Source organism: Streptomyces sp. NPDC055099 (assembly GCF_053607685.1).
In genome coordinates this window covers 505,110-519,912 of the sequence record NZ_JBSGUA010000003.1, presented here as the reverse complement: position 1 = coordinate 519,912, position 14,803 = coordinate 505,110, and the positions used below count along the sequence as shown (strand labels likewise).

Here is a 14,803-nt window from a genome sequence, read left to right as displayed (position 1 = left end):
CGATCCCGTCATGACAAGGCCGACAAGCCCGGCCGCCCTGGTGCCCTGGGTCGCCCTCTGGGAGGGCGAGTCCCGGCTGGAACCGGTGCGCGTCGATCCGGTCAGCGGCGCCGTCCACTACGAGCGCGAGGAACCCGAGGACCGCGACGAGCACGGCGTCCTGTGGATGCGTCACCTCGGCCCGCGCGGCGAGGGCCGCCCGCTGTTCTCCCAGACCCACGCCCGCCGCCAGCGGGAGTGCATGCGCCGCATGCTCTGCCAGGTGTGCGGCGAGCCGATCACTCCACGGGACGGCCGCCTGCCCTGGCTGCTGCCCGCGGGCGAGTACGGCAGCCGCCCCAAACGCCTGCACACCACCGGGACTCCCCCCACCTGCCGCTCCTGCTGGGCGCTCGCCGGCGAGCACTGCCCGCATCTGCGGGACGCGGGCGCCACCGCCCTGGAGGCCGGGCAGGTCACGCGGTGGGGCGTGGCCGGGCTTTACCACCCGCCCGGCGGCGGGGAGCCGCGCTGGACGGGGTGCGGTTACGAGGGCACGGCACCGGCGGCCCTCGCCGGGATGCTGGCCGAGACACAACTGGTCGTCCTGAGCGACCTGCGGGAAGTCCCGCTGACCGGAAAGGACGGTGTGCTGTGAGCAAGGAACCGGAGAACGACTGGATACGGCGCTTCAAACCGGCACCGCAGGCGCTCTGCCGACTGATCTGCTTCCCGCACGCGGGCGGTTCGGCCAGCTACTTCCACGGCCTCACGGGGCGCCTCGCCCCGGACGTCGACGTCCTGTCGGTGCAGTACCCCGGCCGCCAGGACCGCAGCGCGGAGCCGTCCCTGGAGAGCGTCACCGACCTCGCCGACCAGGCGTACGAGGCGCTGAAGCCGTGGACCGGCAAGCCGTTGGCGCTCTTCGGCCACAGCATGGGCGCGATCGTGGCCTTCGAGGTGGCGCTGCGGCTCGCGGCCGACGGCACCGTCCCGCTGCGGCTCTTCCCTTCGGGGCGCCGGGCCCCCTCGCGCTTCCGCGAGGAGAACGTGCACCTGCGGGACGACGACGCCCTGCTGCGGGAGGTGGCGAGCCTCGCGGGCACCGACAGCGCGCTCTTGGCCGACCCGGACGTGCGCCGGATGATCCTGCCGTCGCTGCGCGCCGACTACCGCGCCATCGAGACCTACCGGCACACCGGCGGCAAGCGGCTCGACTGTCCGGTGCTCGCGCTGGCCGGCGCGGACGACCCGAAGGCACCGCTCGACGACGTACGGGCCTGGGGCGAGCACACCACCCAGGGGTTCGGCCTGGAGGTCTTCCCCGGCGGCCACTTCTATCTCAACGGCGAGACGGTGGCCGTGGCCGCACTGCTGCGCTCACAGCTCGCCGCCGCGACCGGCGGCTGAGTCCCACGGCAGCCAGGCGTCGACGCGGAAGCCGCCGTCCTTCGCGGTCCCGTGCTCGATGCGGCCGCCCGCGAGCGTGGCCCGTTCCGTGAGGCCGATCAGTCCCTGGCCGGAACCGGGGACGTCGGGCACGTCGCCGGGCGGCGGCGGGTTGCGCACCGTCAGGGTGAGGCCTTCGCCGGGGGCGCCGGACACCGTGACGGTCACCTCGGCGCCGGGGGCGTGCTTGCGGGCGTTGGTCAGGCCCTCCTGGGCGATGCGGTAGGCGGTGCGGCCCACGGCGGCGGGCACGGCGGCCGGGTCGGTGACGCGGTGGTCGAGTGCGACCTTCATGCCCGCGTCGCGTGACTCCGCGACCAGGGTCTCCAGGGCGGTGAGGGTGGGCTGCGGCCGGCCCGATGCCTCGCCGTCGCTGCCGCCACGCAGGACGCCGATCACCTCGCGCAGATCCTGCAGCGCCTCGTGCGAGCTCTCCCGGATGACACCGGCGGCGCGGACGATCTCCTCGCGTGGCGCGTCCGGGCGGAACTCCAGGGCGCCCGCGTGCACGCTGAGCAGGGTGAGCCGGTGGGCCAGCACGTCGTGCATCTCGCGGGCGATGGACTCGCGGGCCAGGCGCTGGGCCTGTTCGGCGCGGAGCGCCGCCTCGTTCTCGGCGCGGATCGCCCGGTCGCGAAGGCTCAGCAGGAGTTGGCGGCGCGAGCGCACGAACATGCCCCAGCCGATGACGGAGGCGTTGATCAGCATGCCGATGAGGACGGCAACCAGCCAGGGCAGGTCGGCGTCGGGCCGCATCCAGTAGATGAACGGCATCAGACAGATCGAGACCCCGCCGATCCAGCCGACGTACCGGAAGGGCCGGTGCACCGCGAGGCTGAACAGCGCGACGGCGCCCGCGCCGCCCGCGGTGTCCGAGACCAGGCTGACAAGGACCAGGGCGGCGGCGAGGCCGACCGGCCAGCGCCTGCGCAGCCAGACGGCGGCGCAGGCGAGCGCGCCGATCAGCTGGTCGGCCTCGGCCGCACCGTGCGAGACGTTCGGATTGCTGCTGACCGCGTCGGCGCCGACCAGGCCGATGACGACGGCGGAGGCGAAGCAGGCGAAGTCGACCAGCCAGTCCCGCGCGGTCCGCCGGGGCCTGCGCTTGCCCTGCTGCGCCGCGTGGTCCGGGTCGAACTCACCGGCCACGGCCGAGGGCAGCGCCCAGGGACGCCTCGCCAAGGAGGCCGAGGGGTCCGACGGAGGCTGGTTGCCGCTCATGGTCGACAAATCTACGCACTGCCGGGGGCGTCGGGTGCCCTCCGGGCGTGATCGGCTACCAAAGTCGCGCACACGGAGACTTTGGGAGGGTGCCGGGGGAAGAGGCCTCGCCCCGTGGCCGATGTGCGTGGGGGGTCCATGGGGCGAGGCTCTTCGGCATGAAGCAGGTACTTGAGGTCCTCGGCGTCCTTCTCCTGATCCAGGGCGTGGCCGCCCTGGTGCACGGACTGACCGGCCGGCTGCGCGGCTGGGGGTTCGTGCGGCGGATCGGGTTCCTCGACGGATACGAGATCTACGCGGGCGTCGCGCTGATCGTGCTGGCGCTCGCACTGTTCGCGGTCGCGGAGAGCCGCAAGGCCCGTCGGTGAGTACCGTGCCGGGCGGGTGGGCTCAGCAGGAGTGGTCGACCAGGTCGAAGGACTCGTAGTGGTCGGCGGTGTAGTAGTCCTCCTGGTTCTTCTCACCGGTCACGACACGGCGGGCGCCGCGGTCCGGTGAGCCCGGCGTCTTCACGGTGTACTCGTGGTAGTAGCCGGAGCCCTGGGAGGGCAGGATGCCTTCCCTGTTCTGGAAGACGGTGCCGTCCTGCGGATACGGGTAGGGGCCGCCCGCCTCGATCAGGTCCAGGGTGTCGTGCGCCTGGGCGGGCAGCGCGGAGTAGCAGATGTCACCGACGGCGGTGACGGAGTACGCCGTCGAGGCGGGGGCGTGCTGGTCCGGGACCGCGCTCGCGGTCGCGGCGACGGGGCCGCCGACAAGCAGGGCGGCGGCGAGGGCGGTGATGCTCACGATTCGTGGGGGGATTCGCATGCGACCAGTGTGACGCGCGTAGAGGCAGCGCTGTCAACGCCAAGTACGGTGAATTTTCCGGGAGTTAACCGAGCGCGGCCTGCTCGCCGCCCTCAGTCCTTCTTCGCGGCGGCTGCGCTCTTCGCGGCGGCGATGCGGTGCTGCGCCATGTACTCCCGCATTCGCAGACTGGTGGTCCCGCCGGTGTAGAGCACCGCGCCGGCCACCGACAGCGGCACCGAGAGCCCCAGCCAGCCCAGCATCTCGGGCCACCGGCGCTGCGCGCGGCAGTCCTCCCACGTGGAGTCCTGCCATGTCGGGGCGTCCCCCTCGTAGAAGAGCACCGACTGGCACTTGCGGCTGCTCGACGAGTCGTCGTCCCCGTCACTGAACGGCACCATCAACTGCCAGGCGAGCACCGCCCAGATGACACCCGCGGCGAGGAACAGCACCGCGCCCCAGATGCGGCGCTTCTCCGCGGCCGCGGCGAAATCCTGCTCGAAGTACTCGTTCATGGGCTCCCCCTGTGTGATCGGCCCCGGAAGGTATCACCGCACCCCGCGGCCCCAGCTGGTCCCCACCAGAACCAGCACACCCCCCACCAGACCCACCACACCCAGCCGCTCCCCGCCCAGCGCGATCCCCACCGCGGCCGCCCACAACGGCTCCGTCCCGAGCAGCAGGCTCACGCGCGAGGGAGACGTCCTGCGCACCGCCCACATCTGCACGAAGAAGGCGAAGAGCGTGCAGAACACGGACAGGAAGAGCAGTCCGGCCCACTCGCGCGCACCGAAGTCCGCCGCCACGGCCCAGGGCGTCGCGCCGGTGCCCGCGGCGGCCAGCACCGCGAACACACCCACGGCGGTGCCCAGTTGGACGGTGGTGAGCGAGAGCGACGCCGAGTCCCCGGCATCCCGCAGCGCCTTGATCCGGGACATCGCCAGGACGTGCACCGTGCGCGCGAGGGCCGCGAGGAAGATCAGGCCGTCTCCCACCGAGGGCTGCGTGAAGCCGCCGCCCTGGGTCAGCAGGACCACGCCGAGCACGGAGAGCCCGGCCGCGGCGAGGAAGGCGCGCGGCGGCCTCTTCCGCGTCACCGCGGCCTCGGCGAGCGGGGTGAAGATCATGGTGAGGCTGATGATGAGACCCGCGTTGGTCGCCGATGTGTGGACGACGCCGTACGTCTCCAGGAGGAAGATCCCGCTCAGGACGAGGCCGAGCGCTCCCGCCCCGCGCCACTGCGGGGCCGTCAGCGCGCGCAGGCCGCGCCATCCGGCGACCACGAGCGCGGGCAGCACGACGGCGAACCGCAGCACCAGGACGGCGACGACCGTGTGCGTCGTCGTGATGCCCTTCGCCGCGAGATAGCTGGCGCCCCAGACCACGGCCACGAGCAGGACGGGCAGGTCGGTGAGCCAGGCGCGGCGCGCGGCGGGCGGCGCGGCGGGAACGGTGAGCGTCGACACGGGCGCGGTCTCCAACGGATGCGGTGATGTGGAGACTTCGGCGGCTCTCACGCGGGTCGATCACCGTATCCCCTCCGCCGCGAAAGCGGTGTCCATTTCCCGCCAGCGACGGGTCCTCCCGCCCGCTTTCATTGAACCCGCAAGCACTTCTCAGGCATTAAGCAACATACCCACGCGAATGAGGTTTTAGGACATGTCTTCTCTGACCGGCAAGACCGCTCTCGTCACCGGTGGCAGCCGCGGCATGGGCGCCGCCATCGCGCTGCGGCTCGCCCAGGAGGGAGCCGACGTCGCGATCACGTACGTCAAGGAAGAGGCCGCCGCTCTCGACGTCGTCGCCAAGATCGAGTCGACGGGGCGGCGCGGGTTCGCCATCAGGGCGGACGCGGCGGACCCCGGGGACGCCGCGGGAGCCGTGGAGCGCGCGGCCGACGACCTGGGCCGCCTGGACATCCTGGTGAACAACGCGGGCATCGGAGTGCTCGGCCCCATCGGGGACCTGGCGCTCGCCGACATCGACCGGGTGCTCGACATCAACGTACGCGCGGTCTTCCTGGCCTCGCAGGCGGCGGCCGGCAGGCTGGCCGACGGGGGCCGGATCATCTCCACCGGCACCGCGCTCGTCCGGTACGTGGGCGGGGGCGGCAGCACGCTGTACGCGATGAGCAAGGCGGCGCTCACCGGCATGACCAAGCCCCTGGCACGGGAGCTCGCCGGGCGCGGGATCACCGTGAACGTGATCCACCCGGGCGCGATCGACACGGACATGAATCCGGCCGACGGGCCGTTCGCCGAGCCCCAGAAGGCGGCGGCCGCCCTTGGCCGGTTCGGCTCCGCCGACGAGGTGGCCTCGCTCGTGGCCTATCTCGCCGGTGAGGACGCCTCGTTCATCACGGGCGCGGATCTCGTGGTCGACGGCGGGCACTCCGCGTAACCGCACGCGGGCATGGCGATGGGGCGCACCGGGGCTGTCCACCCGGTGCGCCCCACGTTTTCAGCGGGCCTCAGCGGCTCCGGTTCAGCCGCCCAGCTCCTGGTGACGCGCCGTCAGGCGGCTCTGTCCCGCCTCGGTCAGCGAACCGAAGAGGTGCAGCCGCGAGATGCCGCCGTCCGGGAAGATGTCGATGCGCACGTGCGTGCCGACGACCGGGGCGTCCAGGACAAAGCGGTGGTTGGTGTCGGGCTGCAGGCGGGTGCGGGGCAGCGCCTCGACCCATTCGCCGTCCTCGCCGTCACGGACCGAAAGAGCGGCCCAACCGGCCGAGTTGCCCTTGAGGTAGGCCGTGTCGATCTCGACGGAGCGGATCTCGGACTGGCCCACCAGCTGGTAGCGGATCCAGTCGTTGCCGTTGTCGCGGCGGCGCCGGGTCTCCCAGCCGTCGTCCATCTTGCGGGAGCGGCCCGGCTGGATGGTGTTGGTGGCCGGGGAGTAGAAACGGTCGGACGCGTCCTCGACCTGGCCGCCGTTCTCCAGGGCCACGACGTCGAACGTGCCGAGCGCCGCGAGCCACTTGGGATCGGCGACGACCTCGCCGTAGACACGGAGGCGGGCGATGCCGCCGTCCGGGTGCTGGTTGACGCGCAGGTGCGTGAAGCGCTGCTCCAAGTCGACGGCGAAGCCGTTGGCCGCGTGGCCGCCGACTGCCGTGCGGGGTACGAGAGTCGTCCACTTCACGTCGTCCGAGAGGAGTTCCTCGGGGGTCGGCGAACCGTCGACGCTCGTGCCCTCGACGGACACGGCCTGCGGGTAGTTGCCGCGGAAGTGGGCGGTGTCGATGACGATGCCGCGTACGACACCGGGGGCGCCGAGGCGTACGAGCGCCCAGTCGTGGTCGTCGGCGGTGGGCCACGGGTGCTCGCCGGAGACACCACGGCGGCGGCGGGTCTCCCAGCCGTCCATGACCTTGCCCTTGTGGCCGAAGTGCTCGGGGTCGAACACGGCGGGGTGCGCGAGGAGGAGGTTCTCGCGCATCGCGAAGAACTCGTCGTTGGCGGCGATCACACCGGCGCCGAGCTGCCGGTCGGCAAGGTTGGCGTACTGGGTGAAGGGGAAGTCCGCGGTGCGGTAGTCCGCGTAGGGGTCGCCGCCGCCGTAGGGGCTGGCGTCGCCGGTGAAGGTAGCCGAAGAGGATATGTTCTGCGCCGTCACGGTGATCAGTTCTTCCTTTCCAGAAGTCGGCCTGCGGGTTCGCTGAACTCGCCGCCGTGCAGGATGCGTTCGCCGCGCAGCCAGGTGGACTTCACGACGCCGCTGAGGGTCTTGCCCGCGTACGCCGTGACCCGGTTCCGGTGCTGCAGCTCCGCGGGGTCCACGGTGAAGGTCTCGTCGGGCGCGAGGACCGCGAAGTCGGCGTCGCGGCCGGCCTCGATGGCGCCCTTCTGGTCGAGTCCGACCAGTTCGGAGGTGCGCGTCGACATCCAGCGCACCACGTCCTCGAGGCTGTGGCCGCGCTTGCGGGCCTCGGTCCAGATCGCGGGGAGGCTCAGCTGGAGCCCTGAGATGCCGCCCCACGCGGTCGCGAAGTCGTCGGTCTTGAGGTCGGCGGTGGACGGCGAGTGGTCCGTCACGATGCAGTCGATGGTGCCGTCGGCGAGCGCGTCCCAGAGCAGGTCCTGGTTGGCGGCCTCGCGGATGGGCGGGCAGCACTTGAACTCGCTCGCGCCGTCCGGGACTTCCTCCGCGGTGAGCGTGAGGTAGTGCGGGCAGGTCTCGACGGTGAGCTCGACACCCTCGCGCTTGGCGGCGGCGATCAGGGGCAGCGCGTCGGAGGACGACAGGTGCAGTACGTGGACACGGGCGCCAAGCCGCTTGGCGAGCCCGATGAGGCCCTCGATCGCGACGTCCTCGGAGACGCGCGGGCGGGTCTGAAGGTAGTCCGTGTACTTGGGGCCGCTCTTGTGCGGGGCGGCGTCCAGCTCGTGCGGGTCCTCCGCGTGCACGATGAGCAGCCCGCCGAAGCCGGCGATCTCCGCCATGGAGGTGGCGAGACGGTCCTGGTCCAGGTGCGGGAACTCGTCCACGCCGGACGGCGAGAGGAAGCACTTGAAGCCGTAGACACCGGCGTCGTGCAGGGGCTTGAGGTCACCGACGTTGTCGGGCAGCGCGCCGCCCCAGAAGCCGACGTCGATGTGCGCCTTGGTGCGGGCCACGTCCTGCTTCGTGCGCAGGTTGTCGACGGTGGTGGTCGGCGGCAGGGAGTTGAGCGGCATGTCGACGAGGGTGGTGATGCCGCCTGCGGCCGCGGCACGGGTGGCGGTCCAGAAGCCCTCCCACTCCGTGCGGCCCGGGTCGTTCACGTGGACGTGCGTGTCGACGAGTCCGGGCAGCAGGACGTCGTCCCCGAAGTCCTCGACCCTGGCCCCCGCCGGTACGTCGGCGTCGTGTGCGAGTACGGCCGCGATCTTCCCCCCGGAGACCGTGACCGACGCGGCGCGGGTTCCCTGCGGGGTGATCACGCGGGTCGAGCGCAGCACCAGTTCTACGTCCACGTCCTCAACGCCCTCTCTTCGCTTCTTCGCTGTCGCTTGCTTACGTGCGTTCGTTCTACTGTTCGTTCTTTTCCGCTACACAGACCATTCGTTTCCGCTAAACGGAATTCAACGTTCTGTTGAAGGAGTCTTCACGGCCGACCCCGAACCGTCAAGAGGCCACCCCGAGCGCACTGGACGTTTCCACAAAGTGGAATTAGAATTCCACAGGACAGAACGTAGCTACACACAACCGGGCCGTCGAACGATCACCGGGTGTGCCGGCGGAGAAGCGGACAAAGGCGCCCCGACCGGTCCCTGGACGGCCCTGACCGGCGCTGACGCCAGGCCCGCAGAGGGACCTCGCGGAGAACCGCCCGGTAGGCTGCTGCCTTGCCCGTCAGCCCCGAAAGGACTGCGCCGTGCCGACGTCAAGCGCCAGCGACGCCTCCACCGAAGTCGCCGCCTCCAAGCCGCCCGCTGCCAGCGGTGGTGTCCAGTCCCTCGAGCGCGCCTTCGACCTCCTCGAACGGATGGCGGACGCCGGCGGCGAGGTCGGTCTGAGCGAGCTCTCCGCGAGCAGCGGCCTCCCGCTGCCCACGATCCACCGCCTGATGCGCACCCTGGTCGCCTGCGGCTACGTACGCCAGCAGCCCAACCGCCGCTACTCGCTGGGCCCGCGCCTGATCCGCCTCGGCGAGTCGGCATCGCGCCTCCTCGGCACCTGGGCGCGCCCCTACCTCGCGCGCCTGGTCGAGGAGACCGGCGAGACGGCGAACATGGCCCTGCTCGACGGCGACGAGATCGTGTACGTCGCCCAGGTGCCGTCCAAGCACTCCATGCGGATGTTCACCGAGGTGGGCCGCCGGGTCCTCCCCCACTCCACGGGCGTCGGCAAGGCCCTGCTCGCCCACACCCCGCCGGACGAGGTGCGCGCGCTCCTGGCCCGCACCGGGATGCCCGCCGCCACGGAGAAGACGATCACCACGCCGGAGGGCTTCCTCGACGCGCTCGAAGTGGTGCGCGGCGCGGGCTACGCGGTCGACGACAACGAACAGGAGATCGGGGTCCGCTGCCTGGCGGTGTCGGTCCCCAACTCCCCCACGGCAGCCGCCATCTCGATCTCCGGCCCGGCCGGCCGCGTGACCGAGGCCGCCGTGGAGAAGATCGTCCCGGTGCTGCAGGAGGTGGCGGTGGAGCTGTCCGCCGCGCTGGCCAGCTCGGGTCCGGCGGCGTAACCCCCGGGGGCGTGGGGGTTGGAGACCGGCTACTGACCGGCGCCGCCCCGGATCAGCCCCCGCCCCGTCGCCACGGCCACCGCCGCCGTACGCGAATCGACTCCCAACTTCGCGTAGATGTGCACCAGATGGGACTTCACGGTGGCCTGGCTCAGGAACAGGCGTTTGCTGATCTGCAGGTTGGACAGCCCCTCCCGCACCAGCCTGAGCACCTCAAGCTCACGCCCGGTCAGCGCCTCCCCGGGCGCCCGCATCCGGTCCATCAGCCGGTGGGCGATCGCGGGAGCGAGCGCGGACTGCCCCGCGGCCGCGGTCCGTACCGCCGCGGCCAGCTCCTCCGGCGGCGCGTCCTTCAGGAGATATCCCGCGGCTCCCGCCTCGACCGCGGCGAGGATGTCGGCGTCCGTGTCGTACGTCGTCAGGATGAGCACCCGCGGCGCTCCGGGCTCGGCGGCGATCGCGGCCGTGGCCTGCGCCCCGTGCAGGCCCGCCCCGAACTGAAGGTCCATCAGGACGACGTCGAACCCGCCCGTCGCGGCGAGCGCCACCGCCGCCTCGGCCGTCGCCGTCTCCCCCGCGACGGTGAAGTCGGGCTCGGTGTCGAGCACGGCACGCAGTCCGGCGCGGACGACGGGGTGATCGTCCGCGAGGAGCAGCCGGATGGGCTCCGGCACCCCGGCGCTCACAGCGCGGCCCCCGTCGGAAGCGGCAGGGTGACCGCGACGGCCGTCCCCTGGCCCGGCGCCGACTCCACGCTCAGCGTCCCGCCGAGGGACCGGGCGCGCGCCCGCATCGCGGGCAGCCCGAAGCCACCGTCTTCGCTGGGCGCCGATGCCGGGTCGAAGCCGCGGCCGTCGTCCACGACGTCCAGCGACACGGACGTGTCCATGAAGCTCAGGGTGATCTCGGCGCGCTCCGCGCCCGCGTGCCGCACGGTGTTCGCGAGGGCCGACTGGGCGGTGCGGAGCAGGGCCACTTCGTACGGGGTGGGCAGCTCGGTCGGTGTGCCGCTCACCGTGAACTGGACGTGCATGTCGGAGCCGGGCGACGCGGACGCGGAGAGCCGTTCAAGGGCTCCGGCCAGGGAGCCGTGCTCCAGGTCGGGCGGGCTGAGGGCGCGCACGAACCGCCGTGCCTCCGCGAGATTGTCCTGCGCGGCGGCGCGGGCCTGCTCGATGTGCGGCGCGGCGGGTGATCCCGCGGGCAGCGCGCGTTGGGCGGCACGCAGCAGGAGCTGGATGGAGGAGAGGCCCTGCGCGAGGGTGTCGTGGATCTCGCGGGCGAGGCGCTCGCGCTCGGCGAGGGTGCCCGCGGTCCGCTCGGCGGCGGCGAGCTCCGCCCGCGTGGCCACGAGCTCGTCGATGAGCTGCCGGCGCCGCTCGCTCTCCCGGTACAGCGCCTCGTACCCGAGGACGGTGGCGACCGCCATGGCCGCGCCGAGCAGCGGCCCGATGAAGCTGCCGGGCGACAGGGGTGAGCCGTGTGCCACGAAACTGGCGATGGCGGCAGCGGCGGTGAGTGCGACGGCGGGCAGGGCCCAGCGCACGGGCAGCAGGTGCAGTTGCAGGAAGTACAGGGGGAAGGCCGTCCACAGCCCGTCCGGCGACAGGACGAGCAGCGCCACCCAGCTCAGGCCGAGCGCGCCGAGCCACACCGCCGCCGCCCGCTGCGACCGCGCCACGGCCGGGCTGAGCGTGCCCGCCACGTAGACGCCGCCCACGACGAGCACGGCCGCCACGACGGCCCCGGCACGCGGCGCGCCGTCGGCCAGGGCCCGCACGGCGGCGAGCGCGAGCAGCCCCGCGAGCAGGGCGTGCAGGCAGAGCCGCAGGACCAGGGCGACGGGGGTGGGCCGGCGAGACCCCACCAGGGGCTGCGGACCTTCGGAGATGTTCATCGGACCTTTCATCGGACCTTCCAGCGTATGCGGAGCCGCTCCGGGGCCCCTCAACCAAAAGGTTGATCGTGGGCTCCCCCCTTCGATTCGGGTGAAGCGTGCTGTGGCGCGATGCCCCGGGCGGGCGCGCGGACGGAGGGTGGGGGGATGTTCGTCGCATGGAGAGACCTTCGGTTCGCCAAGGGGCGGTTCGCCCTGATGGGAGCCGTCGTCGTACTCATCACTCTGCTCGTGGGGCTCCTTTCCGGGCTCACCGCCGGGCTCGCCAGGGAGAACACCTCCGCGATCACCGGCCTCCCGGCCGACCACCTCGCGTTCGCCGCGCCACCGGCCGGTCAGTCCGCCTCCTTCACCAGCTCCCAGCTGGAACAGCGCGCCTGGGAGCAGTGGGCGGCTCAGCCCGGCGTACGGTCCGCCGAGCCGATCGGCATCAGCACCCTCAACGCCACCGCGGGTGACCGCTCGGCCGCCGTGTCCGCGTTCGGCGTCGAGCCGGACTCCGGGATCGCGCCGGACGGCGTCGCGCCGGGCGAGGCGGTGCTCTCCACGAAGGCCGCGGCGGACCTCGGCGTCGGCGCCGGGGACACGGTGCGGCTCGGCGGGAGCCGGGTCGAGGAGCGGGTCGCGCGGGTCGCGTCGGACGCCTCGTACAGCCACACCCCTGTCGTGTGGACGGCGCTCGACGACTGGCAGGGGCTGGGCCACCGGGGTACGTCGCCGGAGAACCAGGCCACGGTCATCGCGCTGCGGACCGGCGGCGGGGTGGACCTCGCGGCCGGGGACGAGGCGGCGGGCACGGAGACGAGGTCCCTCGAAGGCGCGCTCACGGCCATCGGCTCCTACCAGGCGGAGAACGGTTCGCTGCAGCTCATGCGGGGCTTCCTCTTCGTGATCTCCGCGCTCGTCATAGGGGCGTTCTTCACGGTGTGGACGATTCAACGCGCGGGTGACATCGCGGTGTTGAAGGCGCTGGGGGCGTCGACGCCGTATCTGCTCAGGGACGCCCTCGGACAGGCCGTGTTGATGCTGGCCGCCGGGACGGCCCTGGGGACGGGAATCGCGGCGGTGGTCGGTTCCGCGATCAGTGGCGGGGACGTCCCCTTCGTGCTCGATCCGCCGACCGTGCTGTGGCCCGCCGCCGTGATGATCGCCCTCGGGGCTCTCGGCGCCGGCCTGTCCGTCCGGCGCATCACCGCCGTAGACCCGCTGACCGCGCTGGGGAGTGCCCGATGAGTCTGTTCCTCGAAGACGTCACGCTGACGTACCCGGACGGTGAGGGACGCCTCACGGCGCTCGACGGCGTCGGCCTGGACGTCCCCGCCGGGACCTTGACGGCGGTCGTCGGCCCGTCGGGCTCCGGGAAGTCCAGCCTGCTCGCGGTGGCGGCGACGCTGGTGACCCCCGAGCGGGGCCGGGTGGTCGTGGGCGGCACGGAGACCGGGTCACTGTCGGCGGCCGAACGTGCGGAGCTGAGGCGGCGGCGGATGGGAATCGTCTTCCAGCAGCCGAACCTCCTGGCGTCGCTGACGGCGCTGGAGCAGGTGGAACTGATGGCGCGCCTGGACGGACGCGGGCGTGCGGACGGGTCCAGGGAGCGAGCACGGGAGCTCCTGGAGACGGTCGGCCTGGGCGGACACACCCATCGGCGCCCGCACCAGCTCTCGGGCGGTCAGCGCCAGCGGGTGGGCATCGCACGGGCACTGATGAACGAGCCCGCGGTACTCCTGGTCGACGAGCCGACCAGCGCGCTGGACCATGAGCGGGGCGCCGCGGTACTCGACCTGCTGGGCCGCCTCACGCGGGAGTGGGAGACGGCAACGGTCCTGGTCACCCATGACCGGGCCCGGCTGACTGTCGCGGACCGGGTGGTGGAGCTGGTGGACGGGAGGGTGGGGGTCTCCGCCCCGTCGGGCATCTGATCCAGCCTGTCGGGCATCTGATTCAGCCCGTCGGGCATCTGTTCCAACCCGTCGGGCAGCTGATCCAGCCCGTCCGGCGTTTGAGGACGAACTCGGCGGAGCCGGTGATGCACGCCGGCCAAGGCCAGGCGGCCTACCTATGCCCCGCGTCACCGAAGAGCTCCACCGCTCCCCTCACCGCGGCGAGGCCCGAGGCCAGCGCGCTGACCGAGCCGATCGCGCCCGCGACCAAGAGCAGCGAGCGCCGCAGCCTCGGCACCTCCGGCGCACCGCTCCGGGCCATCGCGGCCAGCGCCGCGAGCTCGTCCTCAGCGATACCCCGGTCGGGAAACTCGGCCGGGTGCGCGGCGAGCTCACGGCGCAGGCGCGAGACCGCCGTGCCCAACTCCGCGACCCGCGGATCCTCGTCGCTGCCGGTCACTCGCCTCTGCCCCACGCTCCGCAACACAGCTCTCCCCCTCGCACGATGTCGTGCGTACGTACTCGTTCAGATCTTGCCGACCCCGGACGGCGTTGGTCAGACGCCAGAGGGCCGCGGGCCAGTAAACGCCACGAGAAGCAGGACGCGCCACTTTATGGCCGGAACACGCCACGTCCACCCCTGGGAGGCCCCCCGACTGCCGGGACGGCGCGGACAGGGTGCGGTATGCAGGAGCCATGACGAATCCGATGATCGCCGGACTTCTCCTCGCCGCGGGCGGCGGGCGACGCCTCGGCGGCCGGCCGAAGGCGCTCCTCGACCACCGGGGCCGGCCCCTCGTGGAGCACGCGGTCCGCGTACTGCGCGAGGGCGGGTGCACGCGCGTGCACGTGGTGCTCGGCGCGGACGCCGATGTCGTACGCGCGAAGGCCTCGCTCCCCGACTGTGTCCTGATCGACAACCCGGACTGGGAGGAGGGGATGGGTTCGTCGCTGCGGGCCGGGATCGCCTCCCTCCGCGACGCCGGGGACGGCGCGGACGCCGCCCTCGTCTCCCTCGTCGACCAGCCCGGCATCGGCCCCGCCGCGGTGGCCCGCGTGTACGCCGCCTACCACTCCCGCGCCACCCTCGCGGCCGCCGCGTACGACGGCGAGCGCGGGCACCCGGTGCTCTTCGGCGCCGACCACTGGGCGGGCATCGCGGCGAGCGCGATCGGTGACCGCGGGGCACGCGCCTACCTGAAGGAACACGCGGGAGACATCACACGCGTCGAGTGCGGGGACGTGGCCCGGGCGTACGACATCGACACGCCCGCCGACCTGATCCACCTTGAGTGACCGGCATGGCACCCAGCGACACGTTCTGTCGATGAAGAGAATCTCGACATCAACAGACGATTGAACTTCCACTATGAGGAAACTAGTATCCACTGTTCAGAAGCACCCGTTCCCTCATGT

Annotated in this window: 17 protein-coding genes; 8 read left to right on the top strand and 9 right to left on the bottom strand. The window is 72.2% G+C overall.

Features of this window, described 5'->3' with window-relative positions:
- The first annotated feature begins 10 nt into the window (after positions 1-10).
- Positions 11-637, top strand: coding sequence for a hypothetical protein (locus ACWFRU_RS10275; RefSeq protein ID WP_453685665.1), 627 nt, complete (start codon positions 11-13; stop codon positions 635-637).
- Positions 634-1,389 (top strand): thioesterase II family protein, encoded by a 756-nt coding sequence (locus tag ACWFRU_RS10270; RefSeq protein WP_453685664.1) that lies wholly within the window; start codon positions 634-636, stop codon positions 1,387-1,389. The genes ACWFRU_RS10275 and ACWFRU_RS10270 overlap by 4 nt, the downstream gene beginning before the upstream one ends.
- Here the strand turns inward: ACWFRU_RS10270 and ACWFRU_RS10265 are convergent.
- Positions 1,360-2,649, bottom strand: coding sequence for a sensor histidine kinase (locus tag ACWFRU_RS10265; protein ID WP_453685663.1), 1,290 nt, complete (start codon positions 2,647-2,649; stop codon positions 1,360-1,362). The two genes, ACWFRU_RS10270 and ACWFRU_RS10265, sit on opposite strands and share 30 nt — an antisense overlap.
- A 158-nt stretch (positions 2,650-2,807) precedes the next feature.
- Here ACWFRU_RS10265 and ACWFRU_RS10260 point away from each other — a divergent pair, with 158 nt between their 5' ends.
- The gene (locus ACWFRU_RS10260) at positions 2,808-3,017 is read left to right on the top strand and encodes a hypothetical protein (RefSeq protein ID WP_453685662.1); all 210 of its coding nucleotides are present in this window, start codon (positions 2,808-2,810) and stop codon (positions 3,015-3,017) included.
- 22 nt (positions 3,018-3,039) lie between these two features.
- Here ACWFRU_RS10260 and ACWFRU_RS10255 read toward each other — a convergent pair whose 3' ends face one another.
- The 3 genes from ACWFRU_RS10255 to ACWFRU_RS10245 all read right to left on the bottom strand — a co-directional run bounded on the left by ACWFRU_RS10255 (position 3,040) and on the right by ACWFRU_RS10245 (position 4,904).
- Positions 3,040-3,459: a ribonuclease domain-containing protein gene (locus tag ACWFRU_RS10255; RefSeq protein ID WP_453685661.1), complete on the bottom strand. Its 420-nt coding sequence runs from the start codon at positions 3,457-3,459 to the stop codon at positions 3,040-3,042.
- 92 nt (positions 3,460-3,551) lie between these two features.
- Complete coding sequence (locus tag ACWFRU_RS10250; RefSeq protein ID WP_453685660.1) at positions 3,552-3,953, bottom strand: hypothetical protein; 402 nt, start codon at positions 3,951-3,953, stop codon at positions 3,552-3,554.
- Between the two features lie 33 nt (positions 3,954-3,986).
- A complete protein-coding gene (locus ACWFRU_RS10245) occupies positions 3,987-4,904 on the bottom strand; it encodes a DMT family transporter (RefSeq protein ID WP_453685883.1) in 918 nt (305 codons plus the stop codon).
- Positions 4,905-5,097: 193 nt separating this feature from the next.
- On the opposite strand from ACWFRU_RS10245, the gene ACWFRU_RS10240 reads away from it, so the two are divergent.
- On the top strand, positions 5,098-5,838 hold the full coding sequence (locus tag ACWFRU_RS10240; RefSeq protein WP_453685659.1) for an SDR family NAD(P)-dependent oxidoreductase: 741 nt from the start codon (positions 5,098-5,100) through the stop codon (positions 5,836-5,838).
- An 84-nt stretch (positions 5,839-5,922) separates the two neighbouring features.
- On the opposite strand, the gene alc is transcribed toward ACWFRU_RS10240, so the two are convergent.
- Positions 5,923-7,053 (bottom strand): allantoicase, encoded by a 1,131-nt coding sequence (gene alc, locus ACWFRU_RS10235; RefSeq protein ID WP_453685658.1) that lies wholly within the window; start codon positions 7,051-7,053, stop codon positions 5,923-5,925.
- 5 nt (positions 7,054-7,058) lie between these two features.
- A complete protein-coding gene (gene allB, locus ACWFRU_RS10230) occupies positions 7,059-8,393 on the bottom strand; it encodes an allantoinase AllB (RefSeq protein WP_453685657.1) in 1,335 nt (444 codons plus the stop codon).
- Between the two features lie 401 nt (positions 8,394-8,794).
- Here allB and ACWFRU_RS10225 point away from each other — a divergent pair, with 401 nt between their 5' ends.
- Positions 8,795-9,610 carry an IclR family transcriptional regulator gene (locus ACWFRU_RS10225; RefSeq protein WP_363209632.1) on the top strand — a complete coding sequence of 272 codons (816 nt, stop codon included), beginning with the start codon at positions 8,795-8,797 and terminating at the stop codon, positions 9,608-9,610.
- 29 nt (positions 9,611-9,639) lie between these two features.
- Here the strand turns inward: ACWFRU_RS10225 and ACWFRU_RS10220 are convergent, their stop codons facing one another.
- Complete coding sequence (locus tag ACWFRU_RS10220; protein WP_453685656.1) at positions 9,640-10,284, bottom strand: response regulator; 645 nt, start codon at positions 10,282-10,284, stop codon at positions 9,640-9,642.
- Between the two features lie 8 nt (positions 10,285-10,292).
- The gene (locus ACWFRU_RS10215; protein WP_453685655.1) at positions 10,293-11,507 is read right to left on the bottom strand and encodes a sensor histidine kinase; all 1,215 of its coding nucleotides are present in this window, start codon (positions 11,505-11,507) and stop codon (positions 10,293-10,295) included.
- A 147-nt stretch (positions 11,508-11,654) separates the two neighbouring features.
- Here ACWFRU_RS10215 and ACWFRU_RS10210 point away from each other — a divergent pair, with 147 nt between their 5' ends.
- Both ACWFRU_RS10210 and ACWFRU_RS10205 read left to right on the top strand, forming a co-directional pair.
- Entirely contained in the window at positions 11,655-12,740 is a 1,086-nt protein-coding gene (locus ACWFRU_RS10210; protein ID WP_453685654.1) for an ABC transporter permease, read from the top strand.
- On the top strand, positions 12,737-13,426 hold the full coding sequence (locus ACWFRU_RS10205) for an ABC transporter ATP-binding protein (RefSeq protein WP_453685653.1): 690 nt from the start codon (positions 12,737-12,739) through the stop codon (positions 13,424-13,426). The genes ACWFRU_RS10210 and ACWFRU_RS10205 overlap by 4 nt, the downstream gene beginning before the upstream one ends.
- Positions 13,427-13,559: 133 nt before the next feature.
- On the opposite strand, the gene ACWFRU_RS10200 is transcribed toward ACWFRU_RS10205, so the two are convergent.
- Positions 13,560-13,874 (bottom strand): DUF5955 family protein, encoded by a 315-nt coding sequence (locus tag ACWFRU_RS10200; RefSeq protein WP_453685652.1) that lies wholly within the window; start codon positions 13,872-13,874, stop codon positions 13,560-13,562.
- A 209-nt stretch (positions 13,875-14,083) separates the two neighbouring features.
- Here ACWFRU_RS10200 and ACWFRU_RS10195 point away from each other — a divergent pair, with 209 nt between their 5' ends.
- Positions 14,084-14,683 (top strand): nucleotidyltransferase family protein, encoded by a 600-nt coding sequence (locus tag ACWFRU_RS10195; protein WP_453685651.1) that lies wholly within the window; start codon positions 14,084-14,086, stop codon positions 14,681-14,683.
- Positions 14,684-14,803: the final 120 nt, after the last annotated feature.

Excerpts from the sequence above, each read along its gene's own strand:
- ACWFRU_RS10275 (WP_453685665.1), top strand. The coding sequence starts at position 11 with ATGACAAGGCCGACAAGCCCGGCCGCCCTGGTGCCCTGGGTCGCCCTC.
- ACWFRU_RS10255 (WP_453685661.1), bottom strand. The coding sequence starts at position 3,459 with ATGCGAATCCCCCCACGAATCGTGAGCATCACCGCCCTCGCCGCCGCC.
- ACWFRU_RS10250 (WP_453685660.1), bottom strand. The coding sequence starts at position 3,953 with ATGAACGAGTACTTCGAGCAGGATTTCGCCGCGGCCGCGGAGAAGCGC.
- ACWFRU_RS10210 (WP_453685654.1), top strand. The coding sequence starts at position 11,655 with ATGTTCGTCGCATGGAGAGACCTTCGGTTCGCCAAGGGGCGGTTCGCC.
- ACWFRU_RS10260 (WP_453685662.1), top strand. The coding sequence starts at position 2,808 with ATGAAGCAGGTACTTGAGGTCCTCGGCGTCCTTCTCCTGATCCAGGGC.
- ACWFRU_RS10215 (WP_453685655.1), bottom strand. The coding sequence starts at position 11,507 with ATGAACATCTCCGAAGGTCCGCAGCCCCTGGTGGGGTCTCGCCGGCCC.
- ACWFRU_RS10195 (WP_453685651.1), top strand. The coding sequence starts at position 14,084 with ATGACGAATCCGATGATCGCCGGACTTCTCCTCGCCGCGGGCGGCGGG.
- ACWFRU_RS10240 (WP_453685659.1), top strand. The coding sequence starts at position 5,098 with ATGTCTTCTCTGACCGGCAAGACCGCTCTCGTCACCGGTGGCAGCCGC.
- ACWFRU_RS10205 (WP_453685653.1), top strand. The coding sequence starts at position 12,737 with ATGAGTCTGTTCCTCGAAGACGTCACGCTGACGTACCCGGACGGTGAG.
- ACWFRU_RS10265 (WP_453685663.1), bottom strand. The coding sequence starts at position 2,649 with ATGAGCGGCAACCAGCCTCCGTCGGACCCCTCGGCCTCCTTGGCGAGG.